Source organism: Dyella subtropica, from assembly GCF_026283965.1.
In the GTDB taxonomy this organism is placed as follows: domain Bacteria; phylum Pseudomonadota; class Gammaproteobacteria; order Xanthomonadales; family Rhodanobacteraceae; genus Dyella_D; species Dyella_D subtropica.
The window spans coordinates 1-25535 of record NZ_JAPDPD010000018.1 but is presented as its reverse complement, the minus strand read 5'-3'; the positions used below and the strand labels follow the sequence as shown (position 1 = coordinate 25535).

Annotated in this window: 17 protein-coding genes; all 17 read right to left on the bottom strand. The window is 62.1% G+C overall.

From position 1 onward, the window contains the following. Positions 1-39 precede the first annotated feature (39 nt). On the bottom strand, positions 40-2253 hold the full coding sequence (locus OUZ45_RS15565; protein WP_266171059.1) for a GNAT family N-acetyltransferase: 2214 nt from the start codon (positions 2251-2253) through the stop codon (positions 40-42). Positions 2254-2276: 23 nt separating this feature from the next. Then, entirely contained in the window at positions 2277-2852 is a 576-nt protein-coding gene (locus OUZ45_RS15560) for a DNA/RNA non-specific endonuclease (RefSeq protein WP_266171058.1), read from the bottom strand. Positions 2853-2886: 34 nt separating this feature from the next. Next, entirely contained in the window at positions 2887-3996 is a 1110-nt protein-coding gene (tssA, locus tag OUZ45_RS15555; RefSeq protein ID WP_266171057.1) for a type VI secretion system protein TssA, read from the bottom strand. A gap of 62 nt (positions 3997-4058) precedes the next feature. Next, positions 4059-8000, bottom strand: a complete 3942-nt coding sequence (locus tag OUZ45_RS15550; RefSeq protein ID WP_266171056.1) for a type VI secretion system protein — start codon at positions 7998-8000, stop codon at positions 4059-4061. A gap of 97 nt (positions 8001-8097) precedes the next feature. Further along, on the bottom strand, positions 8098-8859 hold the full coding sequence (locus OUZ45_RS15545; protein ID WP_266171055.1) for a DotU family type IV/VI secretion system protein: 762 nt from the start codon (positions 8857-8859) through the stop codon (positions 8098-8100). A gap of 3 nt (positions 8860-8862) precedes the next feature. After that, positions 8863-10269 carry a type VI secretion system baseplate subunit TssK gene (gene tssK, locus OUZ45_RS15540; protein WP_266171054.1) on the bottom strand — a complete coding sequence of 469 codons (1407 nt, stop codon included), beginning with the start codon at positions 10267-10269 and terminating at the stop codon, positions 8863-8865. A gap of 4 nt (positions 10270-10273) precedes the next feature. After that, the gene (locus tag OUZ45_RS15535) at positions 10274-10747 is read right to left on the bottom strand and encodes a hypothetical protein (RefSeq protein WP_266171053.1); all 474 of its coding nucleotides are present in this window, start codon (positions 10745-10747) and stop codon (positions 10274-10276) included. A gap of 5 nt (positions 10748-10752) precedes the next feature. Further along, positions 10753-11181 carry a DUF4150 domain-containing protein gene (locus tag OUZ45_RS15530; RefSeq protein WP_266171052.1) on the bottom strand — a complete coding sequence of 143 codons (429 nt, stop codon included), beginning with the start codon at positions 11179-11181 and terminating at the stop codon, positions 10753-10755. Beyond that, entirely contained in the window at positions 11178-11732 is a 555-nt protein-coding gene (locus tag OUZ45_RS15525) for a DUF3540 domain-containing protein (RefSeq protein WP_266171051.1), read from the bottom strand. The genes OUZ45_RS15530 and OUZ45_RS15525 overlap by 4 nt, the downstream gene beginning before the upstream one ends. Before the next feature lie 47 nt (positions 11733-11779). Next, complete coding sequence (locus tag OUZ45_RS15520) at positions 11780-12841, bottom strand: pentapeptide repeat-containing protein (RefSeq protein ID WP_266171050.1); 1062 nt, start codon at positions 12839-12841, stop codon at positions 11780-11782. After that, positions 12838-15426 carry a DUF2169 domain-containing protein gene (locus OUZ45_RS15515; RefSeq protein ID WP_266171049.1) on the bottom strand — a complete coding sequence of 863 codons (2589 nt, stop codon included), beginning with the start codon at positions 15424-15426 and terminating at the stop codon, positions 12838-12840. Before OUZ45_RS15515 ends, OUZ45_RS15520 begins: the two co-directional genes overlap by 4 nt. A gap of 7 nt (positions 15427-15433) precedes the next feature. Next, a complete protein-coding gene (locus OUZ45_RS15510) occupies positions 15434-18367 on the bottom strand; it encodes a contractile injection system protein, VgrG/Pvc8 family (protein WP_266171048.1) in 2934 nt (977 codons plus the stop codon). Continuing rightward, entirely contained in the window at positions 18364-19506 is a 1143-nt protein-coding gene (gene tssG / locus OUZ45_RS15505) for a type VI secretion system baseplate subunit TssG (RefSeq protein WP_266171046.1), read from the bottom strand. The genes OUZ45_RS15510 and tssG overlap by 4 nt, the downstream gene beginning before the upstream one ends. Continuing rightward, on the bottom strand, positions 19470-21296 hold the full coding sequence (gene tssF / locus OUZ45_RS15500; protein ID WP_266171045.1) for a type VI secretion system baseplate subunit TssF: 1827 nt from the start codon (positions 21294-21296) through the stop codon (positions 19470-19472). The genes tssG and tssF overlap by 37 nt, the downstream gene beginning before the upstream one ends. Continuing rightward, complete coding sequence (locus OUZ45_RS15495) at positions 21293-21643, bottom strand: GPW/gp25 family protein (RefSeq protein WP_266171044.1); 351 nt, start codon at positions 21641-21643, stop codon at positions 21293-21295. The genes tssF and OUZ45_RS15495 overlap by 4 nt, the downstream gene beginning before the upstream one ends. A 68-nt stretch (positions 21644-21711) precedes the next feature. Further along, positions 21712-22278: an Hcp family type VI secretion system effector gene (locus tag OUZ45_RS15490; protein ID WP_266171043.1), complete on the bottom strand. Its 567-nt coding sequence runs from the start codon at positions 22276-22278 to the stop codon at positions 21712-21714. Positions 22279-22317: 39 nt separating this feature from the next. Beyond that, complete coding sequence (gene tssC / locus OUZ45_RS15485; protein ID WP_266171042.1) at positions 22318-24681, bottom strand: type VI secretion system contractile sheath large subunit; 2364 nt, start codon at positions 24679-24681, stop codon at positions 22318-22320. Positions 24682-25535 lie beyond the last annotated feature (854 nt).

Sequence of the window (25535 nt, the reverse complement as noted above, 5' to 3'; positions counted from 1 at the left end):
TGAGTGTGTTTGATGGTGACGGTAAACGCAGCGGCGCAATCATGGGACAGCGCGCCGTTTCGATAGCCCGATAGTGATGTTGTCGCCGGATGACATCGAACCACATACCTCGTGCGGCGAAATGGCAAGCTCGATGGGCGATTTGTTAGCGACAAGCAAGGCCTTCAATCGTTCGCGCCATATATCCCACGGTGTCGGAAGAGCCGCTTCGTCTCTTACAAAGAAAAGCAAATCATCATCAGGCGTCATGGCTTGGAGGGGTAACGACCGGAATCCAAGCGCGTGTAAAGCATCGATCGAGCGATGATTGGTTTGATAAGCGGAGGTGAATAGCCGCTGCAATCCCAGTCGCTCGGCCTGCAGACACAGAAGACGTCCGGCACGTCGACCCAAACCCTTGTTCTGATGCGCACTACCGATCCAGAAGTAGAAGTAGGCGTCCTCGCCATGCGTCTGCACGCTGACCACTCCAATCAGCCCCATGTCGATATGCATCAATGCATACGTGGCGCGTCCGGTCTGGTGCGACTGTTCCGCGATCCACTCACGCGCCATCTCCGGCGTATCCAACTCCGGCAGCCGCGTTAGCTCACCGATTTGCGGATCGCGGTATTGCTCATACAGCTCTTGCGCATGATCCTCATCCAGGGGCACCAGGCACAGCTCGCCGTCATGCGAGCCTTCGGCGTGATACCAACCGAGCGCCTGCCAGCGTGCCAAGCGCTGTTTCAAATCGCTACGCAACGAATCGACAGATGGATCGTCGACACCATCCGCACACAAAAGCGCGAGGTCAACGCGGCCGCCCAGCGAGTAGCACAGGGCCATGCATGCTCTATTTCCATCGTGCTCGAATATAGCTCTGGCGATATCCAGCCGGCCTAGCTGCACCGCGAATACAGCCAAGCTGTGTCGGAGGTCAGTTTCATCGTCGCTACCGGGGCAAACCTGCCACCCGCGCGCGATGGCATCGCCCCAATCACTGCGTTCCACATCAGTAAGTTCGGGGGGATTTTCCATCCAGGCGGCCAGGCTTGATCGAAGCACGCGCGGGTCAAAATGAGCGCCGCGCAACAGAGCCAGATGCATGGAAGCCAGACTTTCCGGCGCCAAGCTGGAGGCAAGCGTTTCCAGCCGGCAGGTATCGTCGGGTTGATAGCGGCACAGGTATTCGGCAAGCCTTGAGCATTCACCATGTGCCGTTGGCATGCCGTCATGACGCCAGATCGCCTGCACGGCCATGCCATCCGTGTGCTGCTGGCCGTGCCAGCACCACGCCCCCTGCCCAGCCTGGTCGTAAGCCAGTGCGTGAAAATTGACGGGTATGCACGGCGCCTCATACAACCAAGTGCTCGGTGGCGACATGGCACCGAAGCGCAGCTGTTGCTCATTGATCACCGCTTGGTCGGCGGCCAGCCATAGAAAGCGTCCGTGGGTTAACTCCGCGATGCGACGTAGCGCATACAAGCCGGCGTCGGGGATCAGCACGCAGCTATTGCTCAGCGTGCGCAGATAGCGTTGCCGCAAGCTTGCGGGACATGACGCATCGTCGTCGATCGCTTGCCAGTCGACATCGAGTTCGCAGCGGTCATCGTGTTCCGCGGTGATAAGTACGCGGCCCTCGAGCCAGTTGCCGTCATGCACGGCGCGCAGTTGACCAGGGAAGGCTTGTAGATAGTTCAATGCAAGCACGATGAGGGGGTTGCTGCTTTGATGCCAGAGATGCGCGTGGCGGCTGCTTGGCGGTGGGTCGTGATCGTCCAAGGGTGACCACGGCAAGGTATCGAAATATTCGTCGACAAGCTTGGGTTCGCCAAAGCCGGGGGCGGCGCAGGCCAGGTAGCGGATGGTCCATGGCCGAGTGGCTTGTTCTCCCCAGCACGGAAAGGATGGCAAGTGTTGCTGCAAGGCGCGCCATAGCAAGCGCGCGAGATGGCCGTTGCCAGGTGCGAGGTCGAGCAGGTACAGCGGCTGGGCCGGATCGAGCTGGCCGGCGCGGTAGGCGGCTTGCCAGCTGGTGATGATGGCTTGTGCCCAGGCGTCGGCGAGGCCAGGACTGGCATAGCGGTCGGCATGGCATGCGGGAGTGCGGATGCTGATGGCGATGCTGGCAAAGGGTTCTGCGATGTAACCGGTGCTCTCTGAGACATTCGCAAGCCGGTCATTGCTCGCTTCAATGGGTCCCTCTCTCTGGCGTAGAGAGAGGGCTTGGGTACTCGCTTCGCTTGCGGAACAGCCAGCCTGTGCTTGCATCGCTCCACTCCTGATCGCAGTCGCTATTTGCGCGTGACGGTGAAACTGTGGAAGCTCTCGACGCCGGTGCCCGCATCGATATGCACGCCGTAAGTGCGCTTCTGCACGGCGCCGTTGTCGTCGAATTCATCCATCACCACCATGCTGCCGCGGCGCTTCAGCGGATTGTCATCGGTGCGATTGAGGTCGATGAACTTGTCGATGCGATTTTCCACCGGCTTGTGCGCGCCAAGATTGATAGAATGGGCTTCGTTGACCAGGTTTTCCTGGCTGCTGGGGCCGCCGAAAATATCCGCCATCAGGTGCGACTTGTGGATTTTCGCTGGTTTGAACGACGGGTTGAGCACGTCAATCTTGCTCAAGGGATCCCGCTTCGCACCGGCCTTGCGGCGCCGGATACGGCCTGACACAAATGCCTTGACCATCTTCTTCTTCGTGAACTCCTGTCTGGCGCCGAATGCCCCTTGCTTCCGTTTGATCTGGGCCAACTTCTTGAACGCCTCATATTTCCCTTTCGTGCTGACGGAATGGGTCAACTGCGCGACGGCTTTGCCGGTCGCCTTGTCTTTAACCGTTCTTCTCTTCCAGTCCGATGACATGCTCTACACCCCTGGTGGCCGTGGCGAGGAATGCTCACTCCTGGAACAGATCCGCCACACTGATCTGCCCGTTGTTCTTTGCGTACAGCTCTTTGTGCAGCGCCGCCGCATCCAGGCCGCCCCATACCACCGCGCGGCGCAGTAGATACGGCACGGGGCTATGCGGCTCGATGCGCGCAAGAAAATCGGCGATATTCGCCAATACGCGATAGGCGCGATCGCGCTCGCTGAAATCGCTTTCGCCATTGGATTCCTCTTCGTCGCCAGACTCGTCGTCCGGCAACGGTTGCGGACGGACATCACGCCGGCTCAGCTCGGCACGTATCGGCGCTTGCACGCTGCCGAGCAAGGCATCGAGTTTGCTTAGCGAGGGCGCCTCCTGCGCCAGCTGGCGGCGCAGGCATTGTTCAAAGGCTTCGATCGCGACACGCGCGGCATCCAGCTCCGCCATGCGCGTGCGCAATTCGCTCAAGGGTATAGCTGTCAATAGCTTGTGCAGATCATCCAGCGTGGCGGCGTCTTCCGCCTCGGCGGGCAGTTCGCCGTTGACCGCGCGCAGGCGTTCGTAGTGATGCGCCAACTCCCAATCAGACCAGCTGGCGAATTGATCGTCCTCGTCGCCGACCAGGGGAACCAGCGACAGCGTGCGCAATAGCTTCTCGTTGACCCAGCGCACAATATTGATGCGCGCATCGAAATCGCCGCGGTCGCCTTGCGGATGCAGGCTATCCCAGCAGGTTTCGCAAAGGCCGTGCATCAGTACGATGCAGGGCGCGATCGCGGCATAGCCACGCTGCTGGATCTCCGCCTCCAGCAGCCACGATGCCAATTGCAGATCTTTCGCGCTGCCCGCCAGCAGATCGGCGATCAGCCGCGACACCTTGGGCCAATTGGCGCGTTTCAATTCCACCGTCCATGAACCCATCGGCAGGCTGGCGTCGTCGTCCTTGCGCGCCTGTTCCACCATCCGGTACATCATGTTGCCGCGCACTGGCAGGCCGGCAGGGTTGACCGCATCGACCGGCGCCAGCAAGCGTGCCAGTGAAGCACCCAGATGAAGTTCGAAGTAGCCGCCGTCATCGAAGCCCATGGTCAGCGTGGATGGCGCGGCGTCTTGGTGCATGCTGGTAGCAGGAATGGTCATGGCGCCACCTCGCATGCAGGGGACGCATGACGGCAAGCTGTGCGATCTGGCTTTTTCATCGGTCACTGCTCCCTTGGCGCCACCTGAGGAAAATCGGGAACGACCAGCGGTGCCATTGCCTTGCTGGCGGGGTCGCGCGCTGACAGTTTCAAGTTCAGATAGAACTGTGCTTTTCCCGTACTTACCGGCGAACCCGCGCCGGCTGGTTGCGACACCGGCAATTGGAATTGCAGCAGTTGCTGCGCCGGATCGAGCGCATTCGAGCCGCCAGCACCCGATATATGCAGATCGCGCAGACGCAGCAGCGCCCATGCGCCACTGGCCTGGAACACGGCGTGATAGCCACTGACACTCAGATCGGTCTGCTTGGCGTCAGGCAAGGGCGTGTAGCGCGACAGATCCGCCCACTGCAGATCCAGCGCCATTGGATCGCCGACATTCCATATCAACGAGGTCGCGGAGCCCGGCCAGTTCGCACTGTTGCCGCCCGCTCGCAGGCTCCAATGGATCATCTGATTGCTGTACGGCGAATCGGCTGCCAAGGCGCGGAAGCCCACGTCGAGCGATATCGGCACACTTTGCGGCGTGGCCAGCAGGTTGCCGGCAAAGAATGTCTGTACTGCGTCCAGCTGATCGATGAAGCCCTTGATGCGCGCCGCCTCCCTGCTCCTGGCAGTGACAAGCCAGGTTTCCAGCGTGGGCTTTTCGTTGGCGTAGTAGACGAAGAAGGCTTTCACTACCGCCGGCGACACTTCCGGCGCGTCCGGCGCACCGAACGGATAGCGTCCGGCCAACTGGCTGTTGAACAAGGCAGAGATGCGCACAAAATGCAGGGACGCATCGCTTTCGCTATTGCCGATGCATGCCACCTGCGCCGTGCGAAGCATCGCCACGCGGCGTTCGGAGAACAGATCATTGCCTGGTTGCGCGGGCGCATAGGTGTTCAAGGCACTGGGGCAATTGCCGTAGCTCAACGCCCCCAGCTGCTTCAGGAAGAAGTCGTTGAGTTGCGCCACCTGCCCCGCTGGATCAGCGAACTGCACCTGGCGATTGAGCTCAGCGATGGTATTGGCCCAATACGTATCGGCCTGAGTGTTGACACGATGGCTGTCATTGAGACCGCCGGAATTCTTCAGCAACGTGGCAAAAGGCGCCGCATAGCCCGCCAGCACCTGCGCGCGCGCCAGCTGCCGATTGAGATACGACTGCAAAACCGGCGTGCTACCCAGATCGAACACCACCGCCCCGTCGTCATGCGCGGTCAGCGCAGGTGGATCGTATAGATGACTCGATGTGGCCAGCCCCGAAATATCCAGCAACATGTCGGCGGCATAGTTGCGCGCGCACTGATCCATTTCGCCGGCCAGATCGTTCATGCCCAGCTGGCGCATGCGCCGCAGCGATTCCAGATACGGCCCTATCGCCTGCGCAAAGTTGGCGCTTTCGGTGGCTAGCATCTGCTCCAGCGGCGAGGTCGCATCCAGCCCCGTATCGACGCCGACATCCAGGTGCGTGCGCTGATTGCGCGCCAGGCTGTCGGCCAGCGCCAGCTTCAATTGGCCGCGCGCCAGCCGATCGAACAACGGTTGACTATCCTGTTGCGTGCCAACCGGACTGATATTGCGCTCAGCCGCGAACACCAGGTATTGCCGCATCTGCGTGGACAACTCCCCAAAGGTGTCGCTACGCCAGCCGCTGGCGGCGCCGTTGCAGCGGTACGGCTGCGGCGACGGCAATTGCATATAGTCCAGATCAACCAGGGCCGTGAGCCCCCTGGCTTCCGCGAACAGACCGGGGTTGATGCCTTCCAGCCGGTGCGTATCCGGATTCACCACGAACAGGGCGCCATACGGCGCCAGGGTGGCGCCGCGCAGAATATCCACCGCCGGCAGATAGCAGTTCTGTGTATCGAAACGGTCCAGACTGGCGCGCAAGCCGGGATCGTAATGATGCTTGTCGATCAGAAGATCGAGATTCGGCTGCAAATCGGCCACGATGCGCGAGCATGGATTGAAGGCCGGCGTCGAGGTCAGCCAGGCTTCGCGAACCCAATCCATCCACGCATTGAAGCGCCGCATCGGCGGAAGCAATGGCGGCTTGTTTTCCTGCAGCACGCTCAGCAAGGAAGTGCCGGCCTGTACCCGCTGCAGCAGCAGACGCTGCGCCTGCTGAGCCAGGGTGTTCATTTCCCGCGAAATTTGCGCGCGTCGCGCCTGGGTCATGTGCGGTGGATCAGGATAGCTGGCCGTGACCAATGCATCGGCAAGGATGTTGTCGCTATTGAGTAGATGTGACGGCAAGGGTTTGCCATAAATATAGTCAGCTAGCGCGCTGAAATCCTGCAGCATGCGCTGATGATCGAGTTCCGAGCCCGTCCGCGATACGTAGGCGAAGCGGTCCAGCTGATTCTCCAACTCATTCAGATCGGCCAACACCTGCCTGACCTGGTTCAGCAGCTTCTGGTTGGCCGTGGCCGGCGCGTCTTCGGCAGTGCCGGCTTGCAGCGATACCGACGACAAGGCATCGATGCGCTTTTCCAGGCTGCAAGCCATCGAAGGCAAGATCACTTGTTCCAGGGCTTGCTTGGCGACCACGTCGCGTATGCCATGCTTGACGCGGGGATCCACCCACGACAGCGGAATCATCAGATAGCGCGTGCGCGTATCCAGCGTCGCCACTTCTTCCAGCAATTGATAGACATGCTCCTGGTCCAGGCAGCCACGCTGACTCAAGCGCTTGCTGCTCACTGACACGTCAACCATGGTGTTGTGCAAGGCTTCCGCCTGGGCATTCACCCGTGCCGCGGTCCATGGCAAGGCAATCGCCAGCAGGATGGCGGCGCCGATCATGCCCAGCTGCAAGTGCCGGATCAGCTGGTTGCGCAGCAGCAGGCCTTTTTGCGTGCGTTGCGCAAGGCGCTGTTCGGCGAATGCCTTTTGCGCGATCAAGTCCTCGACAAAGGCGACATCCCCGCGCGGCGTGGCAGCGGCCGCTCTACCTGCGGAAAGACCCATCACCCCGGTGAAATAGATACCGCGGCAGAATGCGCGCGTCTCATAGGCATCCAGCCGAAACAGCTCACCTAGGAACGTCCGCAACGGAGGCAACAGTTCGCGCATATAGCGCGGAAACAAGAAGAAATTATCCGCATCGTCGATGGCATCGCGGCGTGTGGCCGCCTCCAGCACCAGCGCGCGAAATCCGTCGGTAAGCCGGTCGAACGCCTTGTCCACCCATTCGGCGGGTGTGCCATTGTCGTCAACGCTGGGACTGGACCAGCCGACGATCTCGCCGTGACACGCCTGCGGCTGCGCCAGCCAGAACGCGTCGAAACCTTGCACGGCATCGCAATGACTGATCACTACGTAGACCGGCAAGGCGAAGGCGTAGGCTTCCTGCAATTCATTGATGCGCACGAAGGCGTGCTTGCCCATCGCCTTCCACTGGACTTCGTCGGCGGCCAGCAGGCGCGCGGCGGAAACCACCCAGACGATGCCATCCAGCGCGCGGTCGGGACGCAGGCTGTCGATATCGGCGAGCAAGTTCGGCCAACGCGCATCGCTGGCCACGCCGGGTTCGCCGATCCCGCCTTGCGGGTCGAGCAAAATGCCGCGCCTCAGGAAGCCGCACTGCGCATCCGGCAGGGCGTGGCGCAGCCATGCTTCCTGCTTGGCGTTGCTGCGCAGACTTTCCCGCCTCAAGGGCTCGGGAATCGATGCGGCAAGACTGCTTTTGCCATCGCCGGGAAAACCCATCAACAACAGCCAGGAGCTTTGGTAGCGCCAGTCGCGACGAGCCAGCAGATAACGGCATGCACGATCCACCAGGCGCCAGGTGTCGTCGATCTTGCCGCGCAGACGTGTCCAAAGCGGGAGCCATTGTGCCGTGGTGAGTCGCGGGATTTTCTTTGCCGCGGAAACCAGCAGTTTGACGCTCCGCTGGCGCCATGCCGGCACCAAGGCAACGACGGCAAGCAAGAGCAGCGTCAGCGCCAGGGTGATCATGACGCGGGCATCGCCGATGGGCGGGTCGGGGCAAGCGCAGGCGAACCCCGACGATGCCGGACTTCACTGCACTCGGCCCGACCCTCCCGTTGCCGTCTCATATCGCGCTCCGTATCAGCTTGAGCAGCGACCAGGTCAGTACCAGCCAAACCAGCGACGACAACAACAGGTAAGCCACCGTGCCATACGCCGCCATGCGCAACCATGGCGTCAGCGCCACGCGCGTGTTGTCGCGATCGTAGACCACGGTGTGTTCATAGGCTTGCGCGAACATGCGCGGCTCATCGCCCCCCAGCTTGCGCCCGCTGGCCAGCGGATAGAGCTTGGCGCGGTAGCTGCGCAGAGCCGCCTGCCCTTCCTTGCCTCGATACATGCCCTGGAAGCCGAGCTGCAAGGCCAGCAGCAGGACCGCAGCCAGATCGGCATCCAGCGTCGTGCGTTCACGGCAGTCCAGCTGCGCCTGCACGTAGTCGAAGAACTTGCGGCCGGCGATACGCGTGCCGGCCACCGCGTATTCGAGCAAGTATTCAGGCCAGTATTCCGCGGCAGGCCAAGGCTGGTTGAGAATGAAGATCTCGTCGGCCAGCGCCACCATGGCATAGCGCGCGCGCCGATAGATCTCCATTTCCGCATCGTTGGCCTGCGCGGCAATATCGTGCGATTGCTGATCGATGATCGCGCGCAACCGGTGCGAAACACGCTCCGCCAGCTCCTGTGGCTCGATCGCCTCGTAGGGCTGTTCGGGCTGCAGCAGACGGACCAGCTCCTTGTTCTTGATCGCCAGCTTCACCCGCGCCACTTCTTCATAGAACGAAGCGAAGCTGGCCAGCAGGAAGCGTGGCGAGTCGATCCCAGCCATGGATCAAGCTCCCTGCTCGCGCCGTGTACGCGGCAGATACAGCGTGATGCCGCCCGGTACGTTGTCGTCGGGCTCGCCCATGATCACCAGGGTATGTCCGTCTACGATCAGCGGACGCATGGTCTGGGTATCCACCTCGATGCTGCCATTGATGACCTCGTACACGTAGGCGCCAGGACGCAGATTGAGCGCGGCGACGGTCGTGGCGCCTGCGGCGCGCACGGTGGCGCCGGGATAGCGGCGTCGCACCAGCAGGTAGATCAGTTCTTCGGTCGCGGTGCGCGCGTTGTTCAACCATTGATTCAAGTTGCCGCCGTTCTGTCCTTGGCGCGGGCGCAGTTCGATCAGCAGTTTGTCGGTGGCGATGCCGGACGGCAGCTGGCAGCGGAAGCCGGCGGCGCCGACCTGTTCGAAATCGATCACGCTATAGCCGGCATGCAGGCGCGCCAGCTGCGCGTTCACGTAATCCAGGCCCTGCCGGAACGCCGGCATGCATTGCTCGTGCAGATAGGCAGGCATCGCCGGGGGCGGCTCGGCGCTGGCGATGGCGGCGGTGAAACCCACCAGTTGCGCCAGTGCCTTGTACAGGTCATAGGGGTGCGTGACATCGGCGTGCAGCAGCACATCGAAGAACGGCATGCCCGTCACCAGTTGGTGCGCCGCCAGCACTTGTGGATTGGAATCACCGGCAAAGCGCGCCTCGCCGCGATCTGCGAGACGCAGGCCCAGCAGATCGCGGTATTTGCTCCAAATCGCTTCGGAGAGTTGTTTCAGCGAGGACCGCAAGCCGCTGTCGCCCTGGAACGCACAGGCGGCCATGCGCAACATCGGCGGGTGGTAATCGGTCAGGTGCACGCCGCGCGTATCGCCCTGCAGTTCCAGCAGCGGCATCGCGCCATAGCATTTGGCGATCGCATCGCCGGCAACCAGGCCAATACAGGGGCGCAGACGATCCACCTCGATATCATCGCCACCGGTATTTTCATCCGCTTCCAGCTGTCCCTGCTCGGCGGTGTAACGCTGCAAATCGCCGATCTTGCTCGCTGCGCCCTTACCGCGTACCGGCACACGTATTTGCACCAACACTTTCGGCGCAGCGTTCCAGTCGTGCTTGGACAGATCGAGCGTCAGCGGCTGCGGCGCGAAATAGCCGGGGTATTCCACCAGCAGACCATCGGGCATCACGCAGCGCAGACGCTCGATCACCACCTTGCCTTTCACCAGCTCGGTGTTGTCCAGCGCCATCTCCAGCACGCCCCAGCACCAGGGTTGCAGCACCGAGAGCTGGTGATGCAACAGGCGTCCCCAATAGATATCGTTTTGCTGGAAATGCTGCGGCGACAGCAGCATGCCTTCCGACCACGAGATCGCTTCGGGCAGCAAGGGCGGGATATCGGGCAACAGATTCATGGCATCACCTGCCTTCGCTGATTTGGATTTGCGTGGCGGCCAGCCAGATCACCGCATGACGGTATTGGGTGATATCGCAGCGTGCCTGGCCATCGGCGGACAGGTAATCGGAAAAGCCATACACCGCCACGGCATCGCCCGCGCGCTTGGGCATGCGCGCCGGATCGACCACGGTGGCGGGCGGCACTTGCAAGGACACCACCTCGATCGACTGGCCCAGGCCATTCTGCAAGGCCTGCTTCTGCGCAAACCATTCCGGCCCGGTCTTTGGCAGCATGGCGATGCTGTTCGTGTCGTAGACGAACACCAGATCCAGCGCGGTCGCCGAATCCAGATTGGCGCCAGGCGGTGCGGCCACGCGCACACTCGACAGACTGGTGGTGGGCGTATGGCCGGGTATGAGTTTTTTTAGGGTGCCGCACGCTGTCACGAACGCCATCGCGATCGTGACTGTCAGCAGGATACGGGCGCGCGGCATGGACATCATCCGAGCAGCAACACGACGATTTGCGAGGGAGTCAGCGAAGCCCCCAATGCATTGGGCAGCAAACCATTCTGTCCGAACAAACTGGTCAGCCGCGTGGCCGGGATGCCGCCCATGAAGACATTGAAACTGCCCAGCAGGCCGCGGAACGGCCCCATGAACAGCTGCGAGATGATGCCGCCTTCCAAGCCTGGCGTATCGCCCAGGCTCATCGCGCCGACGGTGGCCAGGTTTTCCGCCAGGCCGCCGCCGATGATGACCTGGAACTGCGAAGGAATATCCATGGTGGACAAAGCGATATTTGGAAATGGCAAAGGCACAGGCACGCCAAGGATCGGCACCTTGCAGACATCCGGGAAGGCGAAATTGAACACGCCTAGAGTGGTATTGGCGAACACGGCTTGTTCCTTCTGATTCAATGATTTCAACCCAAACTCACGCGCTCCGCATCGATCTTCGCGTCCTGCCGCGCCGTGACGATCGTGTGCTCGCCATGCAGCCGCAGCAGTTGCCGTGCGTCCAGCAAATAACGGTCGACCTGCCCCACGAAGCTGCGCGCGATATGCACCAGCGATTCGGCGGCGCTGGTGAATATGTCGCGCGCGCTCAGCGAAAGCCGTCCCTGCACGGCCGTAATCTCCACGTCACAGGCGGCGCGCAAGGCAATCGTCTGGGTCGCCGCGACATCCACATGGCGCTGGCGTATCGACAAACTGTCCGCGCCCGGCACGCTGAGCGTGGCACCGCACCCGTCTTTGCGCGCCAGCACATGCAGCACGTAATGGCTTTCGTCGGCCATGCACACCAGCAGCACGCGATCGCCTGGCTGCGGCGTGATCAGGCATGACGTGGCCTGCCGTGCTGAGCGGCCATCGTCCAGGCGCCACAGCTCATCGCCAAGCGCTTCGTGAATCACAGCTTCGGAGAGCTGCGGGCTGTTGCGGTGGCGCGTCATACTGCGGCGTGAGGCGGCAAACATGGCGATCTCCTGTTCAAATTCACGTGCTCAAATTCACGTGTTCGAATTCATGCGAGTGACAAGGCCCGACGCTCGGCAGCCAGGCGCGCAGGCGACGTGGCGCGCAAACGCTTGCGCCGTGACATAAACCAATTCGTCCAGCTGAAACGCGTGTTATGGCAACTGCTGTAACTCAGATCGGCATAGGCGAAACGAATACGGCGGCCGCGCGCATGATCGAAACGCGCATAGCGCAGCACGGCATGCGAAAAATTCACCTTGTGCAGGCGTGCGTGGTCCCACACGCTTTGCTTGGCCTGCGCCGCGGCGAGATTGACGTCTTTCAAGTTCGCGCCATGCGCGATCAGGTTTTCGCAACGCAGGGCGCGCGCATCCACGTGTTCCAGCACGGCTTCCATCAGCAAGGCACCCGACAGATCGGCGCCACGCAGCGCTGTGCGCAGGAAGCGGGCCTGGCGGCAGTTGGTTTCGCGCAGATCCGCCCCGCACAGATCGGCATCGGCAAAGCTTGCCGAATCCAGCTGACAGCGGCGCAGCGATAGCCCCCGCAAATCCATGCCATCAAAACAGGCCTGGTGCAGCACACAGGCTTCCGCCACCAGACCGCTCAAGCGCAGCAGGCGAAAGTCGACATTCGGCAGCGCCGATTGCAACAGCTTCACCTGCTCCAGATTCGCGCCATCCAGCTGGCAGCTTCCGATCATGCAGCGTTGCCATTGGCCGCGCGCGAGGATGGCATCGCGCAGGTCGCAGCTATGGACCACGCTCATCGATACCTCGGCATCGCGCCAATCGCTGTAAGCAAGCTTGCATTCGGCCAAGGCCGATTGTTCGACGCGCGCGCCATGCCAGCGCGCCCCGCCGAGATCGCAGCGTGTGAAGGTACAGCTGTCGATCACCGCGCCCTCAAGATCCGCCCCACTGAGGTCGCAATCGACGAAGGTCAGTTCACGTAACTGGCTGCCCCGCAGCGCGGCCCCGCGCCATACCACCTTGGTGAACACCAGGTGCTCGATCGCGCGGCCGCTGCCGTCGAGCGCACCCAGATCCGTGTCCTGAACCGGGCGGCCCATGCGCTGCAATCGTTCGATATCGGCCCAGCTGCTCATGACCGCAACTTCCTGCCCAGCTCGATGCGGATGCCATCCAGCCGCGCCCGTTCGAAATGCGCCTCGCCACATTCGGCCTGCATAAAATTGGCGTGCCGCAAATCCGCGCCACGAAAATCGGCGCGGCGGCAACTGGCCTGGAAGAAATCCGCTGACTCCGCGTGGCAGCCGCTCAGGACGCCCCCCATGAACAAGGAGCGATAGAACAGCGTGCGTTCCAGCGCCGCATCGGTCAGACGCGTGCCGCTGAAATCGCAGGAACGGAATTCACCATCGCTGAGATTCGCCTCGCTCAGCGTCGCATCACGCCAGCTGCTGTGCTCGGCGCGCATATGACTGAGGTCGGCGCGACTCCAATCAGCGCCACCGCCAGCCTGCACGCGGCTCAAGATCGCGCTGTTCCATACACTGTCGACCAGGCAACTCTCCATCAGCACGCTGCGGGTCAACGCCGCCTCCTGCCATTCGCTTCCGCTGAAAGAGGAACCCAGCGCGATCGTTTTCTGCCACACCGTATGCGACCAGCGGCTGCCATTGGCCTTGGCGTGCAGGATCACGCTATCGCTCAAGACGGTGTGCGCCAGGTTGGCACCGGTCAACCGGATATTCGGCGCGGTCCATTGCTCGAAGCGCGCGCCGCTGAGATCGGCGTGGCTCCAATCGGCATCGGACGCCTGTACGTCACGAAAACTCGCGCCACGGAATACTGCGCGATGCGCGCGCGTCCGGGACAGATTCGCGCCATCGAGCCGAGCGGCGTCGCCGTTGACGTCATCCAGCGTGGCACCGGTCAGCGCCACCTCGCTGAGATCCGCGCCATCGAGTCTGGCGCCGCTCAAGTCGGATGACTCCAGCAGCGCGCCACGCAAATCCGCGCCGGACAATTCCGCCCCGCGCAGATTGGCGCCAGCCAGATCGCAGCCATGCAAGGAGGCGCCTTCGCGCACGCGCAGCAGCACCCATTGGCCGATCGCCGCCGCCGCTTCAGGCGACGGCGGCGTCACCGGCGCGGTAGCTTGCGGCGCGGCCAGGCGCGCACGGCGCTGCAAGTCGTGCAGGGATTCGATGGTTGCCGCCGGCACCGCATGCTCCGCGCTGAATTCAGCCAGGCTGGCCATGCGTTGATCCCGGCCGCTGGCGCGAGCGAGTACTTCGTCCACGGTGGCGCTGGCAGCCGTTACTGGCGCTGACAGGTCGGCAAGCTTGGCCTTGGCCTCTGCCTCATGCTTTTCCGCGACGGCCTTGACCTGCGCAATCATGGCGTCGGCGCTGTCGAGCATGGCGCCAAGATCAAAATCCCCACGCCGCATCGCCGCGATCGATGGCGTCGCCAGTTCCGGCATATCCGATGCGGGCGCCGGGGGCATCTCCATGCCGGTGCTGGACTTGAATTCCTCCGCCAGCGCCGCCTTGAAGGCGAGCTGTTCGGCTTCGCGCTGCGCGCGCTCCTGCAGGTCTTCCTGCGCCCGCGCCGCACGCAGGGCGGCATTGGGCTCCGGCGTCAACTGCGCTTCATTGAACACATGGCGGATCGCGGTATCGCGGTTCATGCGCAAGGCCAGCACTTCGCCGTAATGCGAGAGCGTGCGCGGCGGGTCAGCGAGATGCTCATAGCCGACCATCACCGCATCCACATCCAGCGCAAGACTGTCTTGCACGTCCACTTCGCCGCGATGAATGGCAATGCCCAATTCGGCATCGGGCAGAAACCACACCGTATCGAAAGCCAGCGGCACTTCGTCCACCGCGTCGGCCGCCGCGTTCTGCCGATGCACGAAGGCGCGCGGACGAAAATCCGGCAGACGCCCTTCGATCACCGGCATGTCCGGATGCATGCCCTCCAGGCGGTATGCCTCACCACCCTGGAAAGGACCGGCAATGCGCTGATCGCAAGGCGCGGCATTGAAGAATTCCGGATTCGTGTCATGCGCCATACCGGCACAGCCATCCTTCCGCCAGCGCCATCCATAGCTGCCCACCCAGCCCCGCCGCGGCTGCCAGCTCACATCCAGCGCAGCGAAACCCGCGGGCGCATAACGGCGCAGACGGCTGCGCACGGGATGATCGGGGTCCTCCACATTCGGCATCATCATGGGCTTGCGCGAAAACAGGCCAGCGAAGGGATTGCGCGCATAGCCGCAACCTTCCGGATTGCCCGGATGACGCGGGCCGCCAAAGGCACGGCTCCATACCAGGGGCATACTGGTGAACGGCGCGGCTCTGAGCTGGCGAAACCACGGCAGAAAGCCGTCGAACCAGCGCCGATCGCCGATCACGCGCAAGCGCTTGTCGATGCTGCCAAGCTTCAGGCGCACATCCTGTTGCGTCGTCGCCAGGCCATCCTCGGCATAGGCACTACCCGCCAGCAATACTTCGCCGCGCGCCTTGGGCATCAACTCATCCAGTGCGCGGCCTGATGGCAAGGCCGCCATCACCTTGCGCCATTGCAGGTTGTCGCGCAGCAGCGTTTCGGCACGTCCGCCCAGCTGGAAGAACGCCACCGTTATCACCAGCAGGCGATGGCGCCCCTGCCAGCGATAGGGGCGATGCATCAGCCCAAGTGTCATGGGTTTGATGATCTTCATGCGTTCCTCATAGGAAGATGCGAAGCATGGGAATCTTCACCACCAATTGCTCGATCGACATCTTTCCGCGCTCTGGCGACAGATCGATATCGCCGCCGACGGAGCGACGGGTCACGCTAAGGCCCGCGCCGATCACATTGATCCTCACATCGGCGCCGGTAATGCTTATTTCCGAGCTGGCGCCGGTCACCGACACTGTGCTGCCGACACCGGTGATATTCGTGCGCTGCATCGCGCCGGTGATATTGGTATCGACGCTGGCCCCGACGATATTGGTTTGAGCCATCGCACCGGTGATCGACACCACATTGCTGGTGCCGGTGGTGGTGGTCTGCTTATTGCTGTCGTATGTGGTGGTGCTGGTTTCCGAGCCGATATCGGTCGTGTTGTCGACCTTACCTTGCGTGGTGTTGTTGGTGACGCTAGTCGCATGGGTGGTCGTACTCACCGTGCCTTGCGTGATGTCATTGGTTTCGCTGTCCACCGTGCTGGTGTTGTTCACCGTGCCCTGGGTGGTGGTGCTGGTGACCGTGCCCTGATGGGTGGTGTTCGTTTCGGTGGTCACGGTGGTGGTGTTGTTCACCGTGCCCTGCGTGGTGGTGTTGGTAACCGTGTCCGCCGTGGTCGTGGTGGTCACCGTGCCCTGATGAACCACATTGGTTTCAGTACCTACCGTGGTGGTGTTGGCCACCGTGCCTTGCGTGGTGACGTTGGTGACGGTGCCCTGGGTAGTGGTGGAGGTGACCGTGCCCTGCTCTACCACATTGGTCTCGGTACCTACCGTGGTGGTGTTGTTCACCGTACCTTGCGTGGTGGTGTTGGTGACCGTGCCCTGCTTCACCACATTGGTCTCGGTGTCCACCGTGGTGGTATTGCTTACCGTGCCTTGCGTGGTGGTATTGGTGACGATGCCTTGCGTCGTTACGCTGGTCACCACGTTGTCGGTGGCGGTGCTGTTGACGATATTGCGAGTGGAGATGGACGTCGCCGTGCCGCTGACCGTCTCTTCGCTGAAACTGTCGACGATGCTGGAGTAGCTGGTGCTTTGCGTCAGCGTGCTCTTGTTCCAGGAGATTTCCCCCTGGTGCGTGCTGTAAGTGCGTCCGATGGTTTCGGTGGTGCTGAGCATGCCGCCATAGCCCTCGACCGCCGAGGTATAGCTGTAGCTGCCACCCAGGGTGTAGCCGCATTCGATGAACTGGCCGGTATCGTAGGCGTCGCTGATCGTGGCGATCGCGGTATCCAGGTCGTAAGGCGTATTGCGGCCAAAGCGGATGTTCTTGGTATCGGCATAGTTGGTGGAATAACTGCTGCCGACGTGGGTCGTCGCGGTCCAGCCCGACGGGGTGACCGTCATCGTGCCGTTCGCCTGCACGATCTGCTGGATTTCCGGCAGTTCCGACTCGTCCTGCGCGCGCGCCACCAGCACCGTCACGCCGATTTCCGGCACGGTCTGCATGCCCGCGCCCAGCTTCACCCATACCGGCTTGCTGCCGCCGCCGGGCGTGGAAAACTGTACGTACACGCCTTGGGCATGCAGCTCGCGCGGATTGGCGGTGCTGTCGCTATAGACGCTGGATTCGGGATCGAAATTGCTCGGCTCGTAATAACGCCAGTCGGCCGGACGCTGTCCTTGGGTATCCACCACGCGCGCCAGAATCACGCCCTGCTGCGTATCGGAAACCGAGAACGCGGTAAGCATGCCGCTGGCGTCGGTGGCTTCGAATTCATTGGTATAGCCGCCATCAGCGCTGGCCTTGTGCGTGACCTTGCTCAGCACGAAAGGCTTGCCTTCCAGCGTGGGACGCACTGGCGAAGGCTGCACGCCAGCCGCCATGTCGCCGCTCAGCGTGAATTGATGGCCTACACGGAAGCCCGTGCAGGTACTGCTGCCCGAGAGCTGCCGCGCCGAGCTGGCAAGGCTGGACGCGGTGCGCTTCATATAGTCCCGCGTTTCCGCGCTGTCGATGCCGTACTGGTAGGTGCGATACAGATTGAACGGCAATTCGCCGGTATCGGCGGGAGTCGTCGCGGCATAGGTCTGGAAGCTGGGCACTGGATCCATATTCCAGGCGCTTTCCTGATACACGAACGAGGTATTGATACCGCTGCTGGTCATCGACTGCTGATAGCTGTACTGGAACACTACATCGTTCTGGTGCCGCCCCAGCTCTTCCAGCGTGGTGTGGGTATAGCGCAGCGGGCGATGGCCGAATGCTTGCGGATAGGCCGGCCGATTGGCGAATACCACCGTATGGCGATTGCCGGTGTGGGTGACGTAGTAATAGATATGCGCCTTCGACATCAGGCGCTGCAGGAACTCATAGTCGCTTTCGCCCGCCTGCAGCCAGTCCTGCACCCGCGTTACGGCCAGATTGTCATTGCCGGAAACCGCTTCCAGCGAGTAATGGATGTAATGCTCGCGCATCACGGCGGCGATCACGTCGCGCACACTCATCTGCGCATGCACGTAGTAACGGTTGGTAAGCGTCAGCTTCCACAGCGCCGGCTTCATGCCAAGCCGGTACACGCCGGGTTCGTCCATCGCGAACGAACTGACGATGCCGTTGTACAGCGTGATATCCGGCGCGGAGCCAGTGCGCAGCGCCTGCATGAAGCGCGCGGCGGCATCGGGCTGGCTGACTTTCGTGGGATCGTTGATACCGACCGTGACGGGCCGGCCGATCACCGCTTCGAAACTCAGCGGCCGGCCATCTTGCGGCGCCGTATTGCCGCGCAGCTGCAACTGATATTCGAAAGGCTGGGAAACATTCTCCTCGCCTTCGAAAGAGAGCAGCCGGAAGGTTTCATCGCTGAGCCAGGTATTGCCCTGTATGCAGATACCGCAGTGCAGATAGAGCAAGGGTGAATCGGACTGGCCCGCGCGGCCGATCGGCGCGATCGCGGTGCGGCCGATCGTGTTGGAAACCATGGCATTCATGCCGCCTCCACCACCGCGTCCGCCGCGATCGTGAAGCGCACTTGCCGCACTGCCTTCGGACGACCGCGCAGCCACGCTGTCTGTCCCAGCCGCAAACCGTGGCTGCCGAAGCCCGCCAGCAGACGCGGACGCCACAAGGTGGGCGGCGGAATAGCCGCTTCGTCCACACTGATCGTCACCACCACATCGACTTGTCGGTCGAACAGGTAATGCAGCATCGCTGCGAAGTTCCGATACGCACGGCCGAATCGAAGCCCCGTCTTCGCGCCGCGCGTGCGATCCGGCAACAGACCGCACAGGCGCTCATACGACACCGGACCCAAGGCCAGCGCCACCGCCGCATGATTCACCCACACCCGCTTCCCCAGCGGCGCGGTATCGCGCAAACGGCGCCGCCCCAGCAAGCTGCGGTCGCGCGGATCGATCTTGCGCCAGGCGCCATGCAGCGGCTCGATCGTCAGCGGCATGCCGAGATAAATGCGCAGCACGATCAAGGCTTGCGCCAGGCCGCGGCGTCCATCGGCGGCCAGGCCGCACAAAGCCAGCAAGGCGCGCCGTGGCATCGGCACCCGCTGCGCCAGCATGCGCGCGCCTTCCCCTTCGAACGCGGTCAGGCCCATCAGCGCGCCGGCTGCTTCCGCGCAGCGCGTGTATTCGGGGCGCAAGGCATCGAAGGCCGGCACGCTGGCCGCTTTCAATTCGTAGCGCAGCGTGCTGAGGCGGTGATTGAAGATGTCCAGAAACTCGGCCATCGCGGTATCGCGCAAGCCCAGCTGCTGCCGCACCCATTCGGTGTAACTGTCGGGCAAGGGGCCAAGCACGCCGGCCAGAGTGAAATTGGTGACATACAAATCGATGCGCTTGAGCGCCTCCACCTGCGCCGGCATGCCAGCGGCACGCACGGGAAGGCGCATACGCCCCGCCGAAATTTCGCTACCGGGAAAAGCCGGCGACAGCTCGCCGCGAAAACGCAGCCGCGGGCTGACCTGGCGCACACCGTGCTCCACCGCATAAGGCGTCATCGCCACGCCAGCCGGCCAGGAGTTCAGCCGCACCCATTGGAAAAAATCGAAGCTCGCCGGACGCCGCGCGAGCCGCAGGCTTAAAGATTCGCCCGTGCGCCAGTCAGCGGTGGCCATGATTTCAATTCCCCATGCAGATCGGACGATTCAAGAATCAGCTCGACGACGGTGTTGACCTCCGCGTACAAGGACAGGAAACGGTGCAGCACGCTGCCGAACAGCACCGCGCTACCGCCCTCGAAATGCCCAAGATCCACCTGCGCGTGCACCTCGATGCAATCGGCGAAACCGCGCCACACCTCGCGGCGCGGCATACGCCGCTGCACGCGCCGGCTGCTGAGCGCGCGCAGGCCGTCGATCTGGCGGTAGCCGGTGGCGCTGGCCGGCCCCACATGCAGGCGCAACATGTTCTTCAGCACCGGCGGGCCGCGTTCGCCATCGATCAGCGATAGATGGTTCAAGCACAACTGCGACACCAGGGCCCAGGGACGATCGCCCACCATCTGCGGCGGCTGGTTCGGCGTGGGCTTGCTGGCCACGGTCAGCGTCGATACCGGTCCCGCGCCTTCCAGATACAGAGGACTGCCCAGCTGCAGCTGCGAAGGCAGGCGGCGGTTGGTGCACAAGGCGCTGCCGCCGATCATTTCCTCGGCCGGCAGCATCGGATCGAAATTGGGGTCCAGAAACGACACATAGGTCTCGGTGCCCTGCACCGCACCGGTCTGGTTCACCTCGCGGCGCAGCGCATAGAAGTAATCCAGCTTTTCCATGTACTGCATCTCGTCGAGCGAAAAATACGGCGCGATCGGACGCGGACTGCTATCGGAGCGGATCGAGACCAGTTCGTCCAGGCTGTGAATTTCGCAATAGCGATGGTTCTGCTGATCGCCGATCAAACGGTATTCGTAATGCTGCTGATCCAGCACGAAAGGCTCGATGCGCTGCGGATACAAGTTGATCAGCGGTACGCAATTGAGACGCAGCAGGTCGCGATCCAGAGGATTCTGTTTCGGCGCGGGCGTATCGAGCAGAAACAGCAGCTCGAACTGCTTGCCCACGCCCGACCAATCCAGCCCACCTATTTCGAAAAACAGGAATTTCTGCGGAAAGGCAAAGTATTCCTGCACCAGCCGGTAGCCGGGATGGGTCAGCGGATGCGTGCCTAGCAGTGCTTCGTCATCGTCAAAGCCGCACCAGCGCAGCTGATCGGCATCGATATAGCGCAGCTCGCCGGTTTCCGGCACGCGCAAGGCGATCCGTACCAGATGCGTCGACAAGGCGTCGTAAAACGGGTAGGCGTGCTTGTGCTCGGCGTGAATGCAAAAGCGCAGCTGCGGCATCTTCATCGCATGCGCCGGGTCCTTGCCCTGGCATTCGATGCTGGCCCGCGCGATGGATAAAGTGCGGGTGTCGCCGCGACGTAAGGGATAGGTATTGGCGCTGACCATGGCCAGATCGGTCAGCTTCAAGGGCCATAGGGGCGTATCGCAGCCGGTGCGGAAGCGGCAGCGCAGCTGTTGTCCGAGGTCATTGACCGCTGTGGCGTACACGTAACGTCCGCGCCCCAGGGTCACGCCATGCATGAAATTGGCGCCTTCCGGCCGCACTTCGATCTCGGCCAGCAGCATCGACGGCAGCGGCGCTTCCAGGTGCGGATACAGCAGGCCCAACAGCGCATTGGGCAACACCGCCTGATCAACTTCCAGCTGGTAGCGCAAACGCCCGGCCATCCAGCCGAAGGATTGCAGCAGCATCTCCACCTGTGGATCATTGCTGCGCCCGCCGCTCAGCTCCAGGCTCTTGGCGATCGCGGGAAACGCCTGCCCGAACTCCACCGCGTCCGCGCGCAGCGCCGCCATCTCCTGCTCGAACCACATCTTCAGGCGCGGCGCGGCGGCGTTATTCATGCGGCCGCCCCCTGCATCGGCAATTCAAAACGGAAGGAGTGGTTTTCCGCCTCCTGCTGCAGGCGTCCAGTCACCACCAGGGTGCGTCCGCTGGGCAGCCATTCCAGCCGCAGGTCGCGCAAGCGCGGTTCGTACTGCGCGATCGCCTTGGTCAGGGCCGCACCGTAACGCTCCTGGTCGTGCAGGCCAGTGCCGAGATCGACGATCGCGGGCATGCCGAAATCGCACACATGCACACCGCCTGGCGCGATATACGGACGGCATTCCACCAGCCGCTGGATCTGCGCGGCAACGTGATCGGCCAAGCTGGCGTGTGCGTGCTGGAGGCGTTCGAGCAGAAATGGCATGCGGTCTCCGGTACGGTCCCGCTCCCTGTCAACGCATTCATCGTCAAAGGAACGGCCGAAAAACAGGCTTATGAAGTGAACTGTCCGATCGGCCGGTTCCTCGCCACGCTCCATCCCGCGAGCATGTTGCCGGCGGCGTCGGTTTCGGCGTTCTGCACGGTGTAGGTCCACAGCACTTCGGTGAAGTTGAGCTTGAATTGCTCGGTGGGCATGTCGTCGGCGTTGGTCTGGAACTGGATCTCGCTGATGATCGCGTCGCGCAGTTCCATGGTGAGGATATTGGCGGTGTTCTTGCCAGAGTTGCGCGCGATATAGATCTTGGTGGGCTTGTCCTTGCCCTTGCCCAGCGGCTCGGCGCGCAAGCAATAGTCATAGAGTTTTACCGACGTCTTGTCCACGTACTTGACGCAGGTGAACTCGGTAATGATCGGTCGGCCCGAGGTACGCGCCGAGTTGCTGACATCGGTGGTGATCTGCTGTTGCATGCCCTGATGCACGGACATCAATTCCATGCACTGCCCCAGTTTCAGCACCTGGTCGCGCCATTCGCCGTCGATCAGGCTGCCACCCATTTGCCAGTTATTGGGCGAACCGAAAATGGCAGGGTCGCCGGGTTGCAAAAGTATCAGGTCCATATTCGCTCCTGTGATCTGTTAGCCGTGGCCGATGCCTGCTCAGGCCGCCGGCAGATCCGCCACAAGGCGAATCGAGGTGGTGAGTTCTTCGAGCTGGAAGTGAGGTTTGATGAATACCGTCGCCTTGTACGCACCGGGCGAACCGGGTACGTCGGTAACGCTGATCAGCGCGGCACGCAACGGATAGCTGGCCTTGACCTCTTGCGAGGCGTTGTCATCCAGCAATACGTACTGGGCGATCCAGGTATTGAGATATCCCTCGATATTCCCGCGCGTCAGAAAGGCGCCGATTTTCTTGCGCATGATCACCTTGATGTAATGCGCGAAACGCGATGCGGCGAGAATGTACGGCAGCATCCCCGACAGCTTGGCATTGGCGTTTGCTTCGTCGGTGATGTACTGGCGCGGCTGATTGGCGGTCTGCCCGCCGAAGAACGCCGCCTGCCCGGTACCCTTGCAATTGCATAGCGCGATAAAGCCGAGATCATTCAATTCTTTTTCGCGCCGGTCGGTAATCGACACCTCGGTGGGACAGATCATGTTCACCATGTCCGCATCGTCGCGATAGGTGTACACCGGCAGGCCATCGACCAGGCCACCGCCTTCCACGCCACGGATCGCCGCGGTCCAGTGATACAGCGCGAAAGCATGGGTGACGCGTTCCGCCAGCACGTAGGAGGCATTGCCCCACAGGAAGTTCTTGTGCTCGGGCCCGTTGTCGCCGGTGACGGTCTCCTCATACTTCACGCCTTCGGCGGGACGCGAATCCTTGCCATACGGCAAACGCATCAAGGCATGCGGCAGAGTCAGCGCCACATAGCGCGAATCCTCGCTGCCCCGGAACTCCGTCCATTGCGCCAATTCCGGCGACTCGAACAGCTGCCCCAGATCGCGCGGCTTGGCCAGTTTGTCGAAACCGTCCAGACCAAACAGGCCCGGAGACGCGGCCGCGATAAACGGCGCGTGCGCGGACGCGGCCACCTGGGTCATCTTGCCGAGCAGCGACATATGATTGGGCGAATGGTCGAATTCGTAGCCGCCCACCAGCAGGCTGTAGGGTGAGCCGCCGTAGGTGCCGAATTCGGCCTCGTAGATCATTTTGAAAATGCAGCTCTGATCGAAATCCGCCGCCTTTTCCAATTCCTTGCGCAAATCGTCCATCGACGCGTTATACACGCGCAATTTCATCAGCCGGCCGGTTTCGGTACGCGATACCAGGTAATACAAGCCCCGCCAGGTCGCTTCCAGTTCCTGGAATTTCGGCGCATGCATGATCGCGTCCAGTTGCAGGCCGATCTGCATATCGATGCCGCCGGCGCGCTCGTCGATCATGCCGCTGACACCCAGCGCGACACTGTTCAGTTCCTTCGCGCCCATCGGCACGATGATCTCGTTGGTGAAGCGTCCAACCAGACGGCGCGCCTTGGACAAGGGATCGACCGTCAGATACGACTGCATGCGATCGCTGGCCGTCTGCGCGGTATTGACCATCAACTTATTGGCCGCATCCGCCTGCGACTGCGCCAGCAACAGAGCCGCATCGGCATCGTTCTTCGTCTTCTGCGCGGCAACCAGGGCGGCATTGGCATCGGCGATGGCTTTGTCGCCCTGGGCCGCTTTCACATTGTCGCCGGCCGTGCCTAACGCGGTGGCGGCATCCTTCGCCGCCTGCTTCGCGGTGGTCAGAGCGGTTACCGCCGTATCGTTATCCGTCTTGGCTTTATCAGCCGCCTGCTTCGCCGCATCGGCCGCGTCCTTGGCCGCATCAGCCATCGCCGCATTGCCCGCCATTTGCGCGGCCAGCAAGGTCACCAGCGCGACGGGCACATCCTTGCCAGTGCTGGGCAGCGGCGACACCGTGCTGGGAACCAGCGTGGCATTGACCCAATCAGCCGGCACCTGCGTGCCGAAGGCACCTTTCAAGGCACCGATCGCATCGGCATCGATCAGCGAACCATCCAGCACCGAGGCCAGCGAATCATTGCACTCGCCCATCGACTGCAAGGCACGCAGATCGGCACGGGCGTCGTAGCGCTGCTTCAGGCCATCGACCTTTCCAATGATCGAAAGCGGCTCGAAATCGGCCAAGCTGCCGAATTGCATTGGGCCATTGAGCTTCTTCCCGCCACCGGCGATCAGATCGGCAATGCCATCGAGCTTGATCGTCGGCGTGCACTCCGCGAGTACCTTGTCGAACGACTCGCTATCGATATCGCGCATGCGCCGGTCTTTCATCGACGGCAAGGTGTTGGCAGGCACCTCGCCCGACAGATCGGCAAAAATGCCCACGATAAAAGCCAGCTCCACCTTCTCGATCGCATCGCCGGTTTCGACATCGTAAGTAATGCGTACGCGCGGCGGCCTCACACGCAGCAGCTTCTTCTGGATGCTTTCGACAGTCATGGACAGGCCTCGCTGAAATGGCGGCAACTTGGATTCGATCGATCGGTGTGCACGCGTTGCGGATCAGATGATTCAAGAGCCGTGCCAACCAGGCAAAGCATTGAATCCATTGAACATCCATGTATGCACCAGCCATGCAGACACAGGGTGCCGTGTGAATTTCCACACGGTGTGCGTGTTGCTATGGCCAGGTTCAAGTGAGGGAAGCGATTGATAAGGCGCGTGAACGACCACTATCGGGAGCAGTCGCGCGGCCGTGTGAAAATCTCTCGGAGGTGTGTGGGAAACGTCACGGTGTTCGTCGTCCCGCGAAGGTCATCTCACGTCGGCATGGAACTGCTCTTTCGACGCGACGGGACTTGATGGCCCTCCGATGAGCGAGGGTTTGCTTTTGATCTTGGGGGCCCCTGTGCAGCGGTGAGGGCTGGACGATCAGGCCCGCAGGGGCATGGGCACGGATGCCCATGCCTCCCGACAGGACACCAAACGTCGTGTCGAAAAGCCCGGCCAGACCTCACGGACTCGGAGGGCGAAGCCCGTAGAGCGCGGAAGAGGGGTGGTCTTTCTCTTGGTTACTTCTCTTTGACCAAACAAAGAGAAGTGACCCGGCCTCCGGCAGGAGGACGGAAGCCCGCCGCAGGCGAGCCCGGTCGCGATAACGCGAACATCAAACGGCAACGCCACTGGACCCCGGCCTACGCCGGGGTGACGAGATTGAGAGGCCATTGCGAGCACCCACCCCTTGTAAGTTTGCTTTACCCCCGCCAGACCGTTGCCCCTCGGATCACGAGATCGTAGGTGAGCCTGGGTCGGCGGGGACTTTTCCTCACAACCCGAACAGTTGCCTGGGCTTC